This is a genomic window from Moraxella nasovis, from assembly GCF_022701215.1.
Classification (GTDB): Bacteria; Pseudomonadota; Gammaproteobacteria; order Pseudomonadales; family Moraxellaceae; genus Moraxella; species Moraxella nasovis.
Genome location: NZ_CP089976.1, coordinates 947,399 through 966,199, shown reverse-complemented (window position 1 = coordinate 966,199; position 18,801 = coordinate 947,399). Strand labels below are relative to the sequence as shown.

18 protein-coding genes are annotated in these 18,801 nt (G+C 43.9%); 5 read left to right on the top strand and 13 right to left on the bottom strand.

The genetic code is table 11. The features are described from left to right. Positions 1-98: 98 nt before the first annotated feature. From LU293_RS04840 to hemC, 9 genes are all read right to left on the bottom strand, one after another. A complete protein-coding gene (locus LU293_RS04840) occupies positions 99-1,052 on the bottom strand; it encodes a thioredoxin fold domain-containing protein (protein ID WP_242749497.1) in 954 nt (317 codons plus the stop codon). A 21-nt stretch (positions 1,053-1,073) separates the two neighbouring features. Beyond that, on the bottom strand, positions 1,074-1,778 hold the full coding sequence (locus LU293_RS04835; RefSeq protein ID WP_242749495.1) for a pseudouridine synthase: 705 nt from the start codon (positions 1,776-1,778) through the stop codon (positions 1,074-1,076). Between the two features lie 204 nt (positions 1,779-1,982). Further along, positions 1,983-3,176, bottom strand: a complete 1,194-nt coding sequence (locus LU293_RS04830) for an MFS transporter (protein WP_242749493.1) — start codon at positions 3,174-3,176, stop codon at positions 1,983-1,985. 8 nt (positions 3,177-3,184) lie between these two features. Next, the gene (nqrM, locus tag LU293_RS04825; protein WP_242749491.1) at positions 3,185-3,439 is read right to left on the bottom strand and encodes a (Na+)-NQR maturation NqrM; all 255 of its coding nucleotides are present in this window, start codon (positions 3,437-3,439) and stop codon (positions 3,185-3,187) included. 126 nt (positions 3,440-3,565) lie between these two features. Further along, positions 3,566-4,354: a M48 family metallopeptidase gene (locus tag LU293_RS04820; RefSeq protein WP_242749489.1), complete on the bottom strand. Its 789-nt coding sequence runs from the start codon at positions 4,352-4,354 to the stop codon at positions 3,566-3,568. Between the two features lie 218 nt (positions 4,355-4,572). Then, complete coding sequence (gene dnaK, locus LU293_RS04815; RefSeq protein ID WP_242749487.1) at positions 4,573-6,495, bottom strand: molecular chaperone DnaK; 1,923 nt, start codon at positions 6,493-6,495, stop codon at positions 4,573-4,575. 238 nt (positions 6,496-6,733) lie between these two features. Beyond that, positions 6,734-7,291, bottom strand: a complete 558-nt coding sequence (grpE, locus tag LU293_RS04810) for a nucleotide exchange factor GrpE (protein ID WP_242749485.1) — start codon at positions 7,289-7,291, stop codon at positions 6,734-6,736. 237 nt (positions 7,292-7,528) lie between these two features. Further along, a complete protein-coding gene (locus LU293_RS04805) occupies positions 7,529-8,344 on the bottom strand; it encodes a uroporphyrinogen-III synthase (RefSeq protein WP_242749483.1) in 816 nt (271 codons plus the stop codon). 8 nt (positions 8,345-8,352) lie between these two features. After that, entirely contained in the window at positions 8,353-9,309 is a 957-nt protein-coding gene (hemC, locus tag LU293_RS04800; protein WP_242749469.1) for a hydroxymethylbilane synthase, read from the bottom strand. 324 nt (positions 9,310-9,633) lie between these two features. Here hemC and argH point away from each other — a divergent pair, with 324 nt between their 5' ends. The 4 genes from argH to LU293_RS04780 all read left to right on the top strand — a co-directional run bounded on the left by argH (position 9,634) and on the right by LU293_RS04780 (position 12,201). Continuing rightward, on the top strand, positions 9,634-11,061 hold the full coding sequence (gene argH, locus LU293_RS04795) for an argininosuccinate lyase (RefSeq protein ID WP_242749466.1): 1,428 nt from the start codon (positions 9,634-9,636) through the stop codon (positions 11,059-11,061). Between the two features lie 71 nt (positions 11,062-11,132). Beyond that, the gene (locus LU293_RS04790) at positions 11,133-11,357 is read left to right on the top strand and encodes a hypothetical protein (protein ID WP_242749464.1); all 225 of its coding nucleotides are present in this window, start codon (positions 11,133-11,135) and stop codon (positions 11,355-11,357) included. A gap of 77 nt (positions 11,358-11,434) precedes the next feature. Beyond that, positions 11,435-11,728, top strand: coding sequence for an oxidative damage protection protein (locus LU293_RS04785; RefSeq protein ID WP_242749462.1), 294 nt, complete (start codon positions 11,435-11,437; stop codon positions 11,726-11,728). Beyond that, positions 11,728-12,201: an acyl-CoA thioesterase gene (locus tag LU293_RS04780; protein WP_242749460.1), complete on the top strand. Its 474-nt coding sequence runs from the start codon at positions 11,728-11,730 to the stop codon at positions 12,199-12,201. Before LU293_RS04785 ends, LU293_RS04780 begins: the two co-directional genes overlap by 1 nt. Before the next feature lie 158 nt (positions 12,202-12,359). On the opposite strand, the gene mpl is transcribed toward LU293_RS04780, so the two are convergent. The 4 genes from mpl to LU293_RS04760 all read right to left on the bottom strand — a co-directional run bounded on the left by mpl (position 12,360) and on the right by LU293_RS04760 (position 17,601). Next, the gene (mpl, locus tag LU293_RS04775; RefSeq protein ID WP_242749458.1) at positions 12,360-13,757 is read right to left on the bottom strand and encodes a UDP-N-acetylmuramate:L-alanyl-gamma-D-glutamyl-meso-diaminopimelate ligase; all 1,398 of its coding nucleotides are present in this window, start codon (positions 13,755-13,757) and stop codon (positions 12,360-12,362) included. A gap of 247 nt (positions 13,758-14,004) precedes the next feature. Continuing rightward, positions 14,005-15,378, bottom strand: a complete 1,374-nt coding sequence (cysG, locus tag LU293_RS04770) for a siroheme synthase CysG (protein ID WP_242749456.1) — start codon at positions 15,376-15,378, stop codon at positions 14,005-14,007. Positions 15,379-15,411: 33 nt separating this feature from the next. Beyond that, entirely contained in the window at positions 15,412-15,915 is a 504-nt protein-coding gene (locus LU293_RS04765; protein WP_242749454.1) for a DUF934 domain-containing protein, read from the bottom strand. A 9-nt stretch (positions 15,916-15,924) separates the two neighbouring features. After that, the gene (locus LU293_RS04760; RefSeq protein ID WP_242749452.1) at positions 15,925-17,601 is read right to left on the bottom strand and encodes a nitrite/sulfite reductase; all 1,677 of its coding nucleotides are present in this window, start codon (positions 17,599-17,601) and stop codon (positions 15,925-15,927) included. Positions 17,602-17,957: 356 nt separating this feature from the next. Here LU293_RS04760 and tauD point away from each other — a divergent pair, with 356 nt between their 5' ends. Then, entirely contained in the window at positions 17,958-18,800 is an 843-nt protein-coding gene (gene tauD / locus LU293_RS04755) for a taurine dioxygenase (RefSeq protein ID WP_242749445.1), read from the top strand. Position 18,801: the final 1 nt, after the last annotated feature.

Sequence of the window (18,801 nt, the reverse complement as noted above, 5' to 3'; positions counted from 1 at the left end):
AATCAAGCTAATTTGCTGTATTTGTTCAAATTTTACCAAAATATTTGACGATTTAGCTTGCAATAAAAAGTCGCCAACAAGGGCGACTTTAACGTGGTTTATAAGCCTGTTACAAGAGTACCTTGCTCAGTATAGATGGCTGGTGTGGCAAAAATTGCCAGACCCTGAGCAATCGTTTGGTTTGGTGCTAAGTGGTTTTCATTGCCTTGGCATTGTGCTTTTGGTGCGATGTCTTTCATAGCAAGATTGAGCAGGGCGGCACGCTTGGCATTATCAGATTCGCACCAGATTTGACGCATAGGCTCGATAGATTCGTCATATATGGGATAGCCGATAACTTTAATAGTGACCCCTTTGGCATTAAGATCACCGATTTTTTGGTGAAAAACTCGGCAGTAAGGGCAGTTGATGTCTGTTGCAACATATAGCACGGCTTTTTCTGTCTTAGCAGGGTAGATGATAAGCTCTTTGGTATCAAGGCGGCTTAAGACATGGCGGTTTTTACGCTGTTCAAAGTCGGCGTCTAATCCTGTAAATTTCCCATCTACAACAGCAGAAATTTCACCATTAATGAAATGGCGTGCATCTTTGCTCACCAAAAAAGGCGTGCCACCAAAACCTGATATACCCCACAGCAAGCTATCAATGCTTGTATGATAAAAGACGGTATTATCATCGATGTTTTTTAGATCAGCCATATTTGCAAGTAAATCAGACTTATAAGCATCACTGACAGGCGTGCCACTTTCGCCCGCTGTATCAGCAGTAATGGCTACGCTATCACTTGGGTTATTTTCGATGTTGCCTAAGATAGCATAATCAGCATTTTTGGTAATTAAGATGGATTCGCCCCCATTTGGGCTATTGACTGTGTATAAATCGGCAATCGGACTTGGACTAATGCTAAAATTGGTATGACTTGGCAGAGCTTGGCTAAGCACTTGGCGGATATTTGTGACCGCTGTATCCACGTCTTTAGCAAATAGGCTGCTGCTTGCTAGGCTAATGCTTATGGCAAGTAAAAGTTGGCTAAGTTTTAGGTGTTTTATCATAGTTGGCTTTCTCGTTCGTGTTTAAAATTGTTCAATCTCATCATCGGTCAAAAAGCGACACTCCCCTTTTTCAAGACCATCAAGGTTGATTGTGCCGATATTTGCTCGGTGTAACTCGATAACTTTATTACCAAAGTACGCCATCATGCGTTTGACTTGATGGTATTTGCCTTCAGTGAGTACCAGCGTGGCGTGTGTCTCGTCGGTAAATGACAGTTTGGCAGGGCAAGTTTTTTGGGTTTCGCCTTCTAATAATATGCCTTTAGCGACGTCATGAATTGCCTTTTGTTGCAATTCATCGCTCATAGGGTCGGCAAGCGTAATCTGATATGTTTTGGCAACATGACGTTTAGGGCTGGTTACTCGGTGTAAAAATTTGCCATCATCTGAGAGTATTAATGCCCCTGTGGTGTCTACATCAAGCCTTCCTGCCATGCGTAAGCTTGCTACTTCTGGCACAGCAATGAGATCAACGACGCTTGGGTGCTCTTTAGGCTTAAGCGAGCATTCAAACCCTTCAGGCTTATAAAGCAATAAATAACGATTGCCATCTGCCACAGACAGCGATTCTCCTGCCCACAGTACTTCGTCATTTGCCACGTCAATATGACGGCTGCCATCTTTGATGATTTCATCGTTTACGGTAATCTCGCCACGGTGCAAGACTTTTTTGGCATCACTTCGGGATAATTCGGTCGCTTTACTTAAAAATTTGTCTAATCGCATGCTATGCCTTAAAAGAGATTATAAAATTGACAAGTAGTTTATCATGAACACCGCGACAAACAAAACGATTGATAAAAATACATACAAGAAGCGATGATAAGTATGGATTTGGTAAGTATTTAGTAAGTATTTTACCCAAAGATGGTAATGATAGGGTGTGGTATGTCAGATTGGTCGCATTGATTGCTATATTGACATGGTAGCTTAGCTTTGTGCTGAGTCAATTTTTTGGCTACGAGCTGCCAAAAAACCCATGGGGATATTCACAATCATTAGCCCTAATAACACCATCAGTGGCAAGTGCCAATCGCCCATTTTCTCAAATAATAGCCCAAGCAGTAAAGGACCAAGTGTGGCAATCAAATAACCGACCGCCTGAGCCATGCCTGATAAATCTCGAGCGGTCTCAAAACTGCTCGTCCGCAAAGAAAACATCATCAGCACAAGCGTAAATGTCGCCGCTCCGCCAAAGCCCATCATGCCTGACCAAAGATACAGATAGTCTGGTAGCCACAGCAAGCCTGCTACACCTGTGGCATTTAATATCGCACACAATAGTGCAAAAATCTGCGTGGGGAAATCTCGCTTAATGAGATAGGTTAATAATAAAATAGCAAAAGGAGCGACCAACTGAAAAGCAAGCATTAAGCCTGTCGCCTGTTCAAGGCTTAGCCCATAGCCGATGCCTACGGAAGTTAAAAAACTTGCCGCCCAGTAGAACATGAGCGACTGCAAGCCTAGAAAAACAGCCATTTGCCATGCTTGGGCAGCTTTCCATGGGTTAAATTGCTTAAAATGCTGATGTGCCATAGCAGGCGTGGCAGAATGTTTGATTTTGGATTTTTGGTGGGTGATAAGCCAAATTACCGCTGCAATCACGCTAAATACCGCCCAAAGACTAAGCGACAGCTGCCATGTCAATGCGTGCGACATTGGCACAACAGCCCACGCTCCTAGCCCTGCAATGACTGATAGACTTAGGCTAAAAACCCCTGTGGCAAGTGCAATATGCGAGCCGATGTGTTTTTTGATAAAAGGTGCACTAAGAGCGTTTAAAATACCGATGGCAAGCGATAAAATGAGTGTGCCAATAAATAATAAGCCAATGCCTGACCATGAGCGAGTCGCCACACCAACTGCTAAAAGTAGTGTCATACAAATCATCATCATCTCAATGCCAAACCGCTTAGCCAAATATGGAGCGATGAGTGAGCCTATGGCAAATAGTGGCATGGGCAACGCCCCAAGATAGCCGATGGCAGCGGCATTCATACCAAAATCTGCCGACAGCATGGGCGAGACTGATCCAAGCATGACGATGGGCGAACGCATGTTGGCAGCGGTAAAAATAAGCCCTGCAAAAAACAGCGTCAGTGGAATGGCAGGCTTATGTATCACAGCAATAGCTAGGCTTTCTTAGCAAGTGATGCGGCTTTTTTGCTGACTTTAGCAGCGTTGGCGATTTGGCTTTCGCACTTATTAGGGTCGTTGCCACAAAATTGGCAATATTCATCGCCCATCAAGGTTGCCACACCGCCACATGAGCCTTTTAGGGGTTTTTTCTTGACAAGATAGCCAATGCCCATGAATAAAAAGAATAGGGCAAAAACCACAAGGGTGACAAAAAACATGGGTAAAAACTGCTGAATCATAGTGTTCATAATACACCTATTTTCTTAATTTTTACTCATTATAGCAGTTTTGGGGCATACTTTGCTAATGATATCAGATAATCAAAACACCGCTTAATTAGCGGTGTTGATAAATCGCATCTATAAATCCTTGCCTTAGCGTCTTTTAATGGCAGCTTCGTAGATGGCACGGTTTTGGGGAAGTAGCTTTTGCATTGCTATGATACGCTTGTCATTATTAGGGTGGGTTGACATGATGTTGCCAATAACCGTGTTACGACTTGAATCTTTGGCGTTCATCTTTCTCCATACATTGATGGCATCGGCAGGGTTGTAGCCTGCTTGAGCCATCAGCTGCATACCTAAGGCGTCCGCTTCGTATTCGTGATGACGAGAGTAGGGCATATCAAGACCGTATTGGTGCAGAATGCTTGCCCCTAGGTTAATCGTTTCGGTGCTATATCCTGTCTTGGCTTGGATTGCTGCAGAACCAAGCTGCATGGCGATACCCGATAGCATTTTACTACCGACTTGTTTTTTACTGTGCTCTAGTATGGCGTGTGCCATCTCATGACCTACAATCGCTGCAATCTCGCTTTCGGTTAGGTTGTGTGCTTTGGCAAGCCCTGTATAAAATGCCATTTTGCCGCCCGGCATAGCCCACGCATTTTCTATATCAGAGTGGATAACTGACATTTGCCAATCAAACTTTATGCCTGTTTGGTTTGCTGCATCAGCATAAGGTCTTAGGCGATGAAAGGCACGTTGCACTTTTTTAGCAATCGCTGAAGTGGTGTCAATGCGGGATTCGTTAAGGATTTGTTGGTATTGTGAGACAGCTTTAGCATTAAGTGCTGATGAATTATAACCTGATAAATCGGCTACTGTCGTACAGCCTGTTACTGCCAAAGTGGTAGTTAGTATAGCAATGCTGAGTTTTTTCATATTAAGTCCTTTAAAATCCATAAAAGTTAGACGCCACCAAAGGTGTCGGATCATCATAGCACAGCTATTTTGCAAATACAATCAACACGAAAGTGTGCTTTTTTGTGAATTTTTTATGGCTTTTGACGCACGAAAAAACACCACCCAAATCAATTAGGTGGTGTCTTTTAACGGTTTAGCTTAATGGCTTACCAAATTAACAACTTATCAGACTAAGATTATTTCTCATCTTTGACTTCGGTAAATTCAGCATCTACCACGCCATCATCAGCTTGGTTGTCAGCTTGTCCACTAAAGTCACCTGCCTGCTGTCCGCCTGCTGCTCCTGCATCTTGGTAAATCTTCGTACCGATTGGCAAGAACGCGTTATCAAGTGCTTCAATCTTAGCCTTGATGTCGTCCACATCATCTTCTTTGGTGGCGAGCTCTAGGGCTGAGATGGCTTCTTCGACTGCTGTTTTTTCTTCAGCTGTGGCTTTATCACCAGCTTCTTTTAGTGCTTTTTGTACTGCACCGATGCGTCCGTCTGCTTCATTGCGAGCGTTTGCAAGGTCAGCAAACTTCTGATCTGCTTCAGCATTGGCTTCAGCATCACGCACCATTTGCTCAATCTCTTCGTCAGTCAAGCCAGAGTTTGCCTTGATTTGGATAGATTGTGATTTGCCTGTGCCTTTGTCTTTAGCAGAGATGTTCATGATGCCATCTGCGTTGATGTCAAAGGTAACCTCAATCTGTGGCACGCCACGAGGAGCTGGTGGAATGTCGGTTAGGTCAAAGTTGCCCAAAAGCTTGTTTTGGTTGGCAATCTTACGCTCGCCTTGATACACCTGAATGCTTACTGCAGGCTGATTGTCGGCTGCCGTTGAGAACACTTGTGATTTTTTGGTAGGAATCATGGTGTTCTTTTCGATAATCGGTGTTAACACGCCGCCCATGGTCTCAATGCCAAGCGTCAGCGGAGTTACGTCAAGTAGTAGCACGTCTTTGATATCGTTTGACAGCACCGCACCTTGAGTTGCAGCACCAATAGCGACCGCTTCATCAGGGTTTACGTCTTTTCTTGGCTCTTTACCAAAGAACTCTTGCACTTTTTGTTGCACAAGTGGCATACGAGTTTGACCACCCACTAAGATAACATCATCAATGTCGCTTGCCGATAGACCTGCGTCTTCTAGGGCAGTCTTACAAGGGGCGATGGTGCGAGCCACCAGCTCTTCGGTCAAGGCTTCTAGTTTAGCACGGCTAATTGTTACTACCAAATGCTTAGGACCTGTCGCATCTGCGGTGATATAAGGCAGGTTCACTTCGGTGCTTGTGCTGCTTGACAGCTCAATCTTCGCTTTTTCAGCAGCTTCTTTTAGACGCTGCATAGCAAGTGGGTCGCCTTTTAGGTTCACGTCTTGCTCTTTTTTGAACTCATCTACTAAATAGTCAATGAGTGCGATGTCAAAGTCTTCACCGCCCAAGAAAGTGTCGCCATTGGTTGATAGTACTTCAAATTGTTGTTCGCCGTCCACATCAGCAATCTCAATGATAGACACGTCAAACGTACCACCACCTAAGTCATAGACAGCAATGGTGCGGTCGCCTTCTTTTTTGTCAAGACCAAAAGCCAAGGCAGCAGCGGTAGGCTCGTTGATGATACGTTTGACATCTAGCCCTGCGATACGACCTGCATCTTTGGTGGCTTGACGCTGGGCATCATTAAAGTAAGCAGGCACGGTAACAACCGCTTCTGTTACGCTCTCACCCAAATAATCTTCGGCAGTTTTTTTCATTTTTTTCAAAACTTCTGCACTGATTTGCGGTGGAGCTTGTTTTTTGCCATTTACTTCTACCCACGCATCGCCATTGTCAGCTTTGATGATTTTATAAGGCACAAGACCGATGTCTTTTTGTACTGCTTTATCATCATAACGGCGACCGATTAAGCGTTTAACTGCAAACAAAGTGTTGTTTGGATTGGTGACAGCTTGGCGTTTAGCCGATTGTCCAACCAAAGTTTCGCCGTCTTTAAATGCAACGATAGATGGTGTGGTTCTAGCACCTTCAGCATTTTCAATCACTTTAACTTTGTCGCCTTCATAAACAGCGACACAAGAGTTGGTTGTACCTAGGTCAATACCGATAACTTTACCCATAATTATTTCTCCAGTTTTTCTTTCTTTAAGGTTTTTGGCAACTGCCAAACTTGTCTCTTTATATTTGTGTCATTTTTGGCTTTTCAAGGGAAAAATTTTAATTTTTTTTTAAAAATTTCTCCAATTTAACTTATTGAAAAATAGAATAAAAACTACAAAACAGCGTCTTTATTTATTTTTGATAAGCTAAATGTGCCAACACTGCATAACAATGGTGCTGGCGTGTCATCAATTAGGCTTAACCGCCTACCATGACAATCGCAGGTCTTAATGTCCGCTCGTTTAATGTATAGCCTTTTTGTAGCACTTGCCCTACGATGTCTTTGTCCGCCTCTGGGTGAATGCCAACCGCTTCATGAAGGTCAGGATTAAAGGCTTCTCCCACTTCACCAACAGCGATGACGCCATTTTTCTCAAGGACGGCAATCAGTGATTTGTGGGTAAGTTTCACGCCTTCAATAACTGCTTCATCAGCATTTGCTAGGTTCTCGATGGCACGCTCAAGATTATCCACCACGTCTAACATTTCTTTGGCGAACTTTTGTAGGGCGTATTTTTTCGCCTTGTCCGTCTCTTGTTCCATACGGCGTTGGGCGTTATACGAGTCGGCATTGGCACGTGCAGCAGCTTCTTTGGCATTAGCGACCTGTGCTTCTAGTTCGGCAATCTTTGCACTTAGTTCGCACGTTTCGGTTTGTTTTTGCTCAGCGTTTTGCTCGCTGATTGGCTCGCTGTTTGTGGTGTCGTTGTCAGCGATGGTGTCAGCTGTTTGATTGTTTTGAGTGTGCTTAGTCATGATATCCTACCTAAAAAATGATAATAAAATCCTTATCTTGATAAAGACTTTGGAAAAATTTTCAAGGGCATGGGAATAAAATGTGGGGATTTTGATGAAATTTGGGAAAAATGCGAGTTGTTTTTAAAGATGATTTTATGAATTGGCATCAGCTCACAAAAATGAGATGATAAGGTGTCAGCCGATGGGTGGGTGCATACTTTATAGGCTTTGATATGTCATTTGTGTGGTCTAAGTCTAAGTTGAACAGGTGTTTGGTACGCCATTGGTAGAACGTATGATGTCATCAATCACATCTTGCACGTGTTGGGCGCTTAAGGCATCAATTAAGTGTGTGCGTGCTTTTGGGTAGGCGGTACGCACGATGTCGAATAATCTGTCACCAAGCGTCAAATAATGAATGCGATGGGCGTGCGTGCTACGCAAGCTTTGCCAGTTCTCAAATGCCATTTGACTGCTGATGAGCATGATGACAGGCTGATTGTGCATGATGAATTTATCAATCTGTGGGGTGATGGCATGATAATTATCTGCCAAATCGTGCGGTTTGGTGCGTTCGTACCACTCAATGACATCAATCTGTATTTGCCGATTGGCTAAGTCATCTTCTAAAAGCCTGCGACCACCCACGCCACGCCAAATTAGCACCTTATCGCTTGCTTGAAGGTTTTGGATTTGGGGGAGTTTTAGCATACCTTCGTTGTTCGCTGTAGTGGGCAACACTACGACAAAGCCAAAATCTTTAAGTACCTTGGCACTGGCTTCCCCAACTGCGATGACAGATGGGGCTTTGGCATTGGGTAATTGGCAGGCGGTGCTTATGCCTAAGTGCCTTAGAAAACAAATCGCACGTTTGGCAGACTCAACGCTTGTGATGATGAGTGCTTGATAAGGATTTTGGGTAATCAAATCCCTCATGATGGCTTGTTCATCGTTAGATAAAGCCACATCATCAATCCTAAGCAAAGGCAGTTCTACGCACGCACAAGACAGATGATGAAAGCAAATATTTCGGTGTGTGGGACGAGTGTTGATGAATAGGGCGTGATTCATGGGTGATTTTAGGTGTGATAAACTTCTTTTAAAATCTTGTCCGCTCCTTGGGATAATAAATCATTGGCAACTTGTATGCCTAAAATCTGGGCTAGACCTTCGTCATCGTCATGAGTTAAGGTGGTACTTTGAGTGGTTTTAAGTAGGGTTTTACCATCAATACTGCCAACCCGACCGCACAGTGTCAAGGTGTTGCCATTTAGAGTGGCAAAACCTGCAATTGGCACTTGGCAACCTCCTTCAAGCGTACGATTCATAGCACGTTCGGCAATGACACATAGGCGAGTCTGGGTATGGTTTAAAGGGGCAAGTAAGCTTAAAATAATCTCATCATCATCACGGCATTCAATTGCCAACGCCCCTTGACCGACCGCAGGCAGACTCAATTCATCGTCTAATTCGTGGCGAATGCGTGCATCTAGCCCCAATCGCTGTAAGCCACTTGTGGCTAGGATAATGGCATCATATTCACCATTATCCAGCTTAGATAGGCGAGTGCCGACATTGCCACGCAAGGATTTGATGACAAGATTGTCTTTGGCGTGGGCGATTTGGCATTCACGGCGTAGACTTGATGTGCCTAAGATTGCCTCAGCAGGCATCTCATCTAAGTGGAGGTATTTATTAGATACGAAGGCATCTGTTGGGGCGTGTCGCTCTAAATACGCCCCAAGTGTTAGACCTTCTGGTAATACCATCGGCACATCTTTTAAAGAGTGTACGGCAATGTCGGCACGTTTTTCATATAAGGCGTTTTCTAGCTCTTTGACAAAAAGCCCTTTACCTCCGATTTTGGCAAGTGGGGTATCTAGGATTTTATCGCCTTTTGTTACCATTTCAAGTAGTTTTACTTTCATGGTTGGGTAGAGTTTTTCTAAAATGTCTTTGACAAAATTGGCTTGCCACAGTGCAAGTGGGCTTTGGCGAGTGGCGATGGTGAGTGTGTCTGGGGTGGATATGGTCATGATGATTGTCTTTAAATGGCATCTAAGATAGGTCTAAGATATTGGTTAAAAAGTATATTTAATTCATATTATCATAATTTTGATAAATGTTTGGTAAATTTATTAAATATTTAAATATAAAATATTTGAATATAAGCGTTCTTTTTGATTAACTTTTGGGGCTACTTTTGTACTCATCTATTGTATTTATCAAGTCTGCCAACCGCAGTCGCACGTCTGCTAGACACCGCCAAAAGATGCTAAGCAGATTTCTGATATTTGGCAAGGTTTTGGGTGTTTGCTGTGTTATAATTTAGCCAAATTTGTATTAAATTAGGTATGACGATGACTGACCAAACTAAGCACCAAACCACAGCCCAAGCCGACCAAGCCACTTCTAACATCTGGGGCGGACGTTTTAGTGAAGCTACTGACCATTTTGTCGCCCAGTTTACCGCATCGGTGAATTTTGACAAACGCATGGCAAGTCAAGATATTGCAGGCTCTATTGCTCACGCCACCATGCTTGGGCAGTGTGGGATTATTACCAAAGACGAGAGCCGTCAGATTATAGATGGACTGACCCAAATCAAAGGCGAGATTGAACGTGGCGAATTTGTTTGGCAGGTCGCTCTTGAAGATGTGCATATGAACATTGAGAGTCGCTTGACTGCCTTGATTGGCGATGTCGGCAAAAAACTGCACACAGGACGCAGTCGCAACGACCAAGTGGCGACCGACATTCGTCTGTATTTGCGTGATGAAACCAAAAAAATTGTCAGCCTTATCGCCAAACTTCAAAGCGGTCTTTTGGATTTGGCAAGTCGCCACACACACACCATCATGCCGGGGTTTACGCATTTGCAGACCGCCCAGCCCATCAGCTTTGCTCACCATGTGATGGCATGGTTTGAGATGCTTGTGCGTGATGGTGAACGCTTTGTGGAGACCAGAAGACGCATTAACCAAATGCCACTAGGCTCGGCGGCTCTGGCTGGCACGACTTATCCGATTGACCGCACCATCACCGCTCGCCTGCTTGGTTTTGATGGCATTTGCCAAAACTCATTGGACGCAGTGTCTGATCGTGATTTTGCCATTGAATTTGTCAGTAATGCCAGTATTTTGATGATGCACCTATCTAGAATCAGCGAAGAGCTGATTTTGTGGATGTCGGCACAGTTTGCTTTTATTAACATTCCTGACCGTTTTTGTACAGGCTCGTCCATCATGCCCCAAAAGAAAAACCCTGATGTGCCAGAGCTTGTGCGTGGCAAGACGGCTCGTGTCTTTGGGCAATTAACAACCCTGCTTACGCTCATGAAAAATCAGCCTTTGGCTTATAATAAAGACAACCAAGAAGATAAAGAACCGCTGTTTGACTGCGTGGATACACTGACAGGCAGTCTCATCGCCTTTGCCGATATGCTTCCTAATATCACGCCAAATGCCAAGAATATGAAAGATGCCACCATGAAAGGCTACGCCACCGCCACTGATTTGGCAGATTATCTTGTCAAAAAAGGCTTGCCTTTTCGTGATGCTCATGAAGTGGTGGGGTCTGCGGTGGGATTGGCAGTGCAAAAAGATGTGGACTTATCAGAATTGTCGCTTGATGAGTTACAAAGTTTTAGCGATTTGATAGCCGATGATGTCTTTGATTGTTTGACCCTAGAAGGTTCGCTAAACGCTCGCAACCACATCGGTGGTACAGCCCCAAGCCAAGTGGAGCAGGCGATAGAGCGTGGGCGTGAGCGGATTGTCAAAGTTTGATTTGCAAAATAGGGTGAATTTAAATAAACTGATGGTACTGTCGGTTTATTTTTTTAAAAGGGGGTTGAATTATGCTTGCAACTTATCAAGCTAAATTAGTCAATAATCAAATTGAATGGTTAGATACACCGCCACAATCTGATGAAGAATTGTATTTGGCGATTACCATTCTACCAAAAGCCAAACCCAGCAAGCCCAAACGCCAAATGCCTGCGATGTTAAAGGGGTGTGGTGTGCAAAACGATGACATTATAGACACAAGCGAAATATGGCAAGATTGGGAATATTTAAAATAACCGCTAAAATAACCGAAATTTCAAACCTATACCAATCTTTGCTATAATACCCCCTTATCTGCCAATTAGGAAATCTTATGGAAATCTTCAATCCCAAAGACAATCTGGTGTTTTGTCGTAAATACCAAGAAAATTTGCCAAAACTACCAACCCCTCCATTCCCCAACGCCAAAGGACAAGAAATCCAAGACACCGTCTCGGCAAAGGCGTGGGGTGAATGGATAGAGCTACAAACCATGCTCATCAACGAAAAGCATCTTAGCATGGCAGATAAAGATGCCAAAAAATTCATCAATGAACAACGAGAGCTGTTCTTGGACAACGGCGATTATGAACGCCCAGCAGGCTTTAAGCCCAAGGCAGACAGCTGATGCTTGGCGTTGAGCGTGTTTTTGAGCCGATATTGACAGGCGATGCTCGCCCAAAACAGCTACATGAGTATCCTTGTGTGCACGTTCAGCCTGTGGCGTGGGGGGAGATGGACGGCTTTCATCATCTTAATAATGTCGTGTTTTATCGCTATGCTGAATCGGCACGTATCAGCTATTTGCGTGCGTCTGGACTTGTGAAGACACGCACCGACATTGCCACCATCTTGGCGGCGAACAGCTGTCAATATCTACGCCCTGTTGTCTTTCCTGATACGCTGCTTGTGGGTGTGCGTATCAAAAATTTGGGCAATACCAGTGTGGTATTTGAGCATATTTTTTATAGCACCGCCCAAAAGACAATCGTTGCCATGGGCGAAGCGGTCATGGTGCGAGCTGATGAACACGGCAAAAAACAAGCGTGGACGATTGATGAGCGTGCCACCTTTGAGCAGTTTGAAGCTCGGACACTCTAAGCTTGCCAACTGCCTATACAGTCCCAATCAACTGCCAACCGACCACCGCACACTGCCTTTTAATCCGCCAATACTAACCTCTAACTAAAAAGCAAAGCCCAAAACCATAAATTTTGGGGCTTGGGCTTGTTTTTAGGCTTTTTTGGTGTGTAGTCAAATCATGTATTTGCACCCAATGCGTCAATCAGCCGTGTGTGAATGCTTTCAAAACCGCCATTTGACATGATGATAATCGCATCGCCCGCCTTAGCGTGTGTGCTTAGATGGCTGATGATGTCATCTGTGCTTGGTAAGACAAGCTGATTGGGCGTGCCTGCAATCACGTCTGACAGCCCCCACGCAAGGCTTGTCGGCTCATACCACAGCACGCCATCTGCCAAACTAGCAGACGGTGCTAATAAATCTTTGTGGCTACCAAGTTTCATGGTGTTGGAGCGTGGCTCAATGACTGCCCAGATTCTGCGTCCGTGTAATTTTTTCTTGGCTCCGTCAAGTGTGGTTTTGATGGCGGTGGGGTGGTGGGCAAAATCATCAAAAACCAAAATATCGCCCACATCACCGACAAGCTCCATACGGCGTTTAATGCCACCAAAATTGGATAAAGCATCACATGCCACCTTGATGTCCACGCCGACATGATGGGCAGCACTGATGGCGGCTAGGGCGTTATTGACGTTGTGCAGTCCGCTCATTGCCCAGTTCACCACGCCTGTTTGTCCACCGATGGATACTATAAAAGATGAGCCGTCATCTTGGTTTAGCCTTGCCCAATTGTCGCCTGCCACCAAGCCAGATCCATCAATTGAGATGCGCACCACGTCCGTCCATACGCCCATGTCTAGCGTCTCTTCTAGGCTGTCTGTGCCACTTGGCATGATGATCTGACCATTGGCAGGTATCATGCGTATCATGTGGTGAAACTGTGTTTGAATGGCTGTTAGGTTGGGGAAAATATCGGCGTGGTCGTATTCTAGATTGTTTAAGATGGCGGTGGTTGGGCGGTAGTGGACGAATTTTGAGCGTTTGTCAAAAAACGCACTGTCATATTCATCTGCTTCAACCACAAAATAATCCTTGCCCAGATGACTGCTGTGTTTAAAGGCATCTTGCAGGCGAGCGTCATCGTTGTCAATTTGTGGCACGCCACCAATCAAAAACCCTGTATCAATACCAGCAAACTGCAAAATCCAAGCCAGCATGGTCGTGGTCGTGGTTTTGCCGTGCGTGCCTGCCACCGCCAACACATGGCGAGATTGTAGGACATAATCTGCCAAAAACTGTGGACCTGAGATATAAGGCAGACGCTCGTTTAGCATATACTCCACCGCTGGCATACCACGCTTACAAGCATTGCCCACAATGACAAGGTCTGGGGCAGGCTGTAAATGCTCTGCCTGATAGCCTGACATAATTTTGATGCCAGCGTTGTGTAATTGGGTACTCATGGGCGGATAGATGTTGGTGTCAGAGCCGGTAATGCGATGCCCCAAATCACGAGCCAAAAGGGCAAGCGACCCCATGAATGTACCACAAATGCCGAGAATATGAATGTGCATGATCATCACTTGTATGAATAAATGTGGGTAAATTATATCAAATTTTATCTGTCAAATGCCATGCGTGTTCGGCTTTATTACATGATGATGGCACTAATGTTAATCTTATAAAAATAATGTTAAAACTTTTAAAATTATTGTATTTTATTTTACTCACTTGTATGATAAATCAGGCTTAAGATTATAAAAAATCAGCGATTTTTACCTTAAAGATCAATCGTCAATGCGTAAGGTTTGGTATGATTGGTTAAAGCGATGATAGCCACTTGTCAGATGATTGATGAAGTTTTACCACATTTCCCACAATAATAACCGCAGGGGCAGGTAAACAAACCTTTGCTTGCCTATCCACGATGTCGCCAAGTGTGCCTTTTAATATCTGCTGGGTAGGCAAGCTTGCGTGTGAAATAATGGCAATAGGCGTGTCTGTTGTAACAGATGATGCCATAAGATTTGTTACCAGCTTATCAAGGGCGTGCAATCCCATATAAAACACCAAAGTTTCGTCTGCATGGTATGTACTTTTAAGACCGTCAAAATGCTCGCCTGTTTGGTAACATGCCGTTAAAAACCGTACCGAAGTTGCTACGCCACGATGCGTCAAAGGTATGCCAGATGATGCTGATGCTGAGAGTGCTGATGTGATGCCGCTGACCACTTGTACTGCTATGCCTGCTTGTTTACACGCCAATAGCTCTTCGCCACCACGCCCAAACACAAAGGGGTCGCCCCCTTTTAGGCGTAACACTCGCTTGCCGTCTTTGGCGTATTTGATAAGTAAGGCATTGATTTCATCTTGGCTTTTGGTGTGATAAGAGCGTTTTTTACCAACAAAGATTTTTTGGCTATCACGGCGACATAAATCTAAAATTACATCAGGGACTAGGGCGTCATACAGCACCACGTCCGCTTGACCCATAAGCCTTAACGCCTTTAAGGTCAATAAATCAGGGTCGCCTGTGCCTGCTCCCACGATGTACACTTCGCCAACAGATGGCTTTTTTGCTATAAAATCGCCCAATTCATCGTCCAAACTTTTTAATGACTTATCAGAAATGACTTTATTAAATACGCTTTCCCAAAAATGACGACGCTTACTGATGTGGGCTAATTTTTGTTTGACGATTACCCTAAAGTTGCCTGCTTGTTTGGCAATCGTGCCGATATTTTGGGGTAATATACGCTCTATTTTGGCACGCAAAAGCCTTGCCAATACAGGGGCGTTGCCATTGGTGGATATACCTATCATCACAGGATTTCTATCTACAATGGCAGGAAAAATAAAATCGCATAAATGTGGCGTGTCCACCACATTGACAGGGATGTTTAGGGTATGTGCCTGATGATAAATACGCTCGTTTAAGTCGTTGTCATTGGTGGCACAAATCATCAAGACAAACTTATCTGCTGTTAAATCGTGGGGTTCATACGATTTTTGTACCACCTTATGATGATGAGTGGTTAAAAAGGTGTAAAAATCGTCACTCACATTTTTGGCAATGACCGTGATTTTTGCCCCTGCCTTGTTCAGTAACATCGCTTTACGATAAGCGACATCGCCACCGCCAACAATGAGTATTGGCTTATCAGTTAAGTTAAAAAATAGCGGCAAAGTATTCATGGGTATCCTTTATCATCATTAACAAAATTATCATTAACGAAACATCGGCAACTGATTTGCTGACAAGCCCACATGGGCGGTTTGTAAGTCTTTTAAGGTCAGTGTTAAGGTGTCAGCTTGTCCGTCTGCCACCACAAAACCACTTGCTCCAGATTTGACAAAATAGCCTGCCTGGTCAGCAGCAAACTGCCCGATGATGATAATCTGACCTTGATAACCCTTTTGTCGGCAATGGCGAATAAGGCTAAACACTCGCCCATCTGTAAATTGTTTGATATAAAAAATAAGCGGTGTGTTATCACCATTTATAATCAAATCTTGCAATTTCTCAAACGTGGTGTCGGCAGTTAAAAATAACCCCAAATTCTCCCAACTTTTGTTTTCTTTATTACCAACGTCATCTATCATAACCTTGACGATATGCTCAAATTCTATCGTGTCAGTTGTGTTTGGCGATAATGAATACTGCTGATTGTCTTTAGTTAATAGCACCACGTCTACAGTTGCGATTTGTTCTTTGGTATTGAATAATTTCATATCTTTATCCTATCCATACACCGCTTGTTTAAAGGGGGTGATGCCCACTCGCTCCACAAAATCATAAAAACTCTCAAAGCTGTCATCATAGGCTTGGCGGTTATTCTTATAGACTTCGGTAATGGTTTTAATGGTGCGTGCCACGTCATCGGCAGGCACAGCGCGCCCCAATATCTGCCCAAGTTTGGCGTTTTGTCCAGAGTTGCCGCCCAGCGAGATTTGATACCAATGTTCGCCTTTTTTATCCACACCCAAAATGCCAATGTCGCCCACATGATGATGAGCACAAGCATTCATACACCCTGACATATTTAAACGAATCTCGCCCAAATCGTACAAATAATCTAGATCATAAAATTCGTCTTCAATTTGCTTGGCGATATTATGCGTGGTGGCATTTGCCAAAGCACAATAATCAAAGCCGGGGCAGACTATCATGTCGGTGAGCGTGCCTATATTTGCTCTTGCTAGATTTAAGCGGTCTAAGGCTTGCCACAGTGGATACAGCTCGTCTATTTTGACATCGCTAAAAACTAAATTTTGGTGGTGAGTGACACGAATTTCTCCAAAACTATAACGCTTTGCCAAATCTGCTAAAGCGTGCATTTGCTCGCTTGTCAAATCGCCTGCTGGCACATAGCTGCCATTGACATTACCCGCTTTAAGTGAGATGGTGACCGCTTTATAGCCTGTAATTTTGTGATTGACGGTATTGTGCTGATACCAGTTTTTAAACCGCTCATTTTTAAGATTTTTTTGTAAACTATGGGTGGCGTGCAACAGGTCAATTTGCTCATAATCTGGCAAGCTAAAATAACTGATTGCTTTGGCAAATTGTGCATCCGTTAAGGTCAAATCGCCATCTTTGCTAAATTGCCACTCATCAGCGACTTTTTTGGCAAAGACATCGCTGCCAAGTGCGTCCACTAAGATTTTAATGCGTGCTTTGTATTTATTGTCTCGTCTGCCTTCTAAATTATACACACGCAAAATAGCGTCCAAGTAGCTTAATAAATGACGACGTGGTAAAAACTCACAAATGACTTTACCAATCATTGGCGTTCGCCCAAGCCCACCGCCAACCATCACTTCAAAACCAAGCTCGCCCGACTTTTCTACCAAATGCAATCCAATGTCGTGAAGCTGTGTGGCTGCACGGTCGGCTTTGGTGCCGATGACAGCGATTTTAAATTTGCGTGGTAAGTAGGCAAATTCTGGGTGAAAACTGCTCCATTGGCGGATGATTTCGCAATAAGGGCGTGGGTCGGCAACTTCATCGGCACAAATACCTGCATAAGGGTCGGTGGTGGTGTTACGAATGCAGTTGCCTGATGTTTGAATAGCGTGCATTTGCACATCGGCAAGTGCTGCCAAAATATCAGGCACGTCACCAATATTCACCCAATTTAACTGCACATTGGTGCGTGTGGTAAAGTGGGCGTAACCTTTATCAAAGTTTGTGGCAATATCAGCTAGGGCGTGCAGCTGCTTGGCTGATAGCAGTCCATAAGGAATGGCGATGCGTAGCATGGGGGCGTGGCGTTGGACATATAAGCCGTTTTGTAATCTTAGGGGTAAAAACTCTTCTTCTGAAAGTTTGCCTGCCAAATATCGCTTTGTCTGATGGCGATACTGGGCAACACGTTCATACACCAAATCGGTGTCGGCATGGCTGTATTGATACATATTATCTCTTTTGGCTGTTGGTGGGCGTGCTAAACTTTCATATTTGCACTTAAAAATAAAAAAAGTCGCTGGTTTTTAAAACTTGCAGATAGTATTAAGATATCTGCAAAAGCTTTGATAGCAAAAAACAAGATTTGGCTTTTAATGCAAAAAACAGTCAACTACCTTTAACTGATTGATAAATCTAAAGCGTGTTATAAAGATTTAACACGCCTTTGGTTAGTTATCATAAAATGTTTGACCAACGTTTTAAAATGCCAAAATCGCATATCAATAACGCTATTTGGTATTTTGTAAGCCCCAACGCTTTTAGTATAGTGCATGACTATCACTCGTTACTTATCGGTAGGTGTACTATGTCTATTACCATTACTCCCATTAAACCCGCTATCGGTGCTGTCATTGATGGTATTGATTTAAGCGATATTCATGAACAAGAATTTGACATGATTAAACAAGCCTTGCTTGATTATCAAGTTATCTTTTTTCGTAAGCAGAATCTGACGCCAAGTAAGCAAGTAGCCCTTGCCAAAGGCTTTGGCTCACTGCATATTCACCCGATTTTCCCGCATATCCTTGATGTGCCTGAGATTATCGTGCTAGACAGTCATCAGACCGATTTGCGTGATAATGAGTTGTGGCACACGGACGTAACTTTTAGCCAAACGCCACCTTTAGGCTGTGTGCTACACGCCATAAAAGTCCCAGAAAAAGGCGGCGATACCCTATGGGCAAGCCTATCTGCTGCCTATGATGACCTTGATGACGACACCAAAGCCAAGTTACAAAGTCTAAACGCTGTGCATGACATTCGTCTGTCATTTCCCAAAGAACGCTTTGGGCAAACTGCCAAAGACATTGCAAAACTTGAGCAAATTATCAAAGACAATCCGTCTGTTATCCACCCTGTTATCCGCACTCATCCAGAAAGTGGACGACAAGGATTGTTTGTGAGTGAAGGTTTTACCAGTCATATTGACGGCATGGAAAAAAATGAAAGCCGTGAATTGCTCGATAAACTGTTTGCTCACAGCATCCAAGATAAGTTTAGTTTGCGTTGGCAGTGGCAAGCAGGCGATGTTGCCATTTGGGATAATCGTATCACTCAGCATAAGGCGTTATTTGATTATGGCAATGCTCATCGTATCATGCACCGTGCCACTGTAAATGGCGACGTGCCATATTTTAAAGCAGATTAAA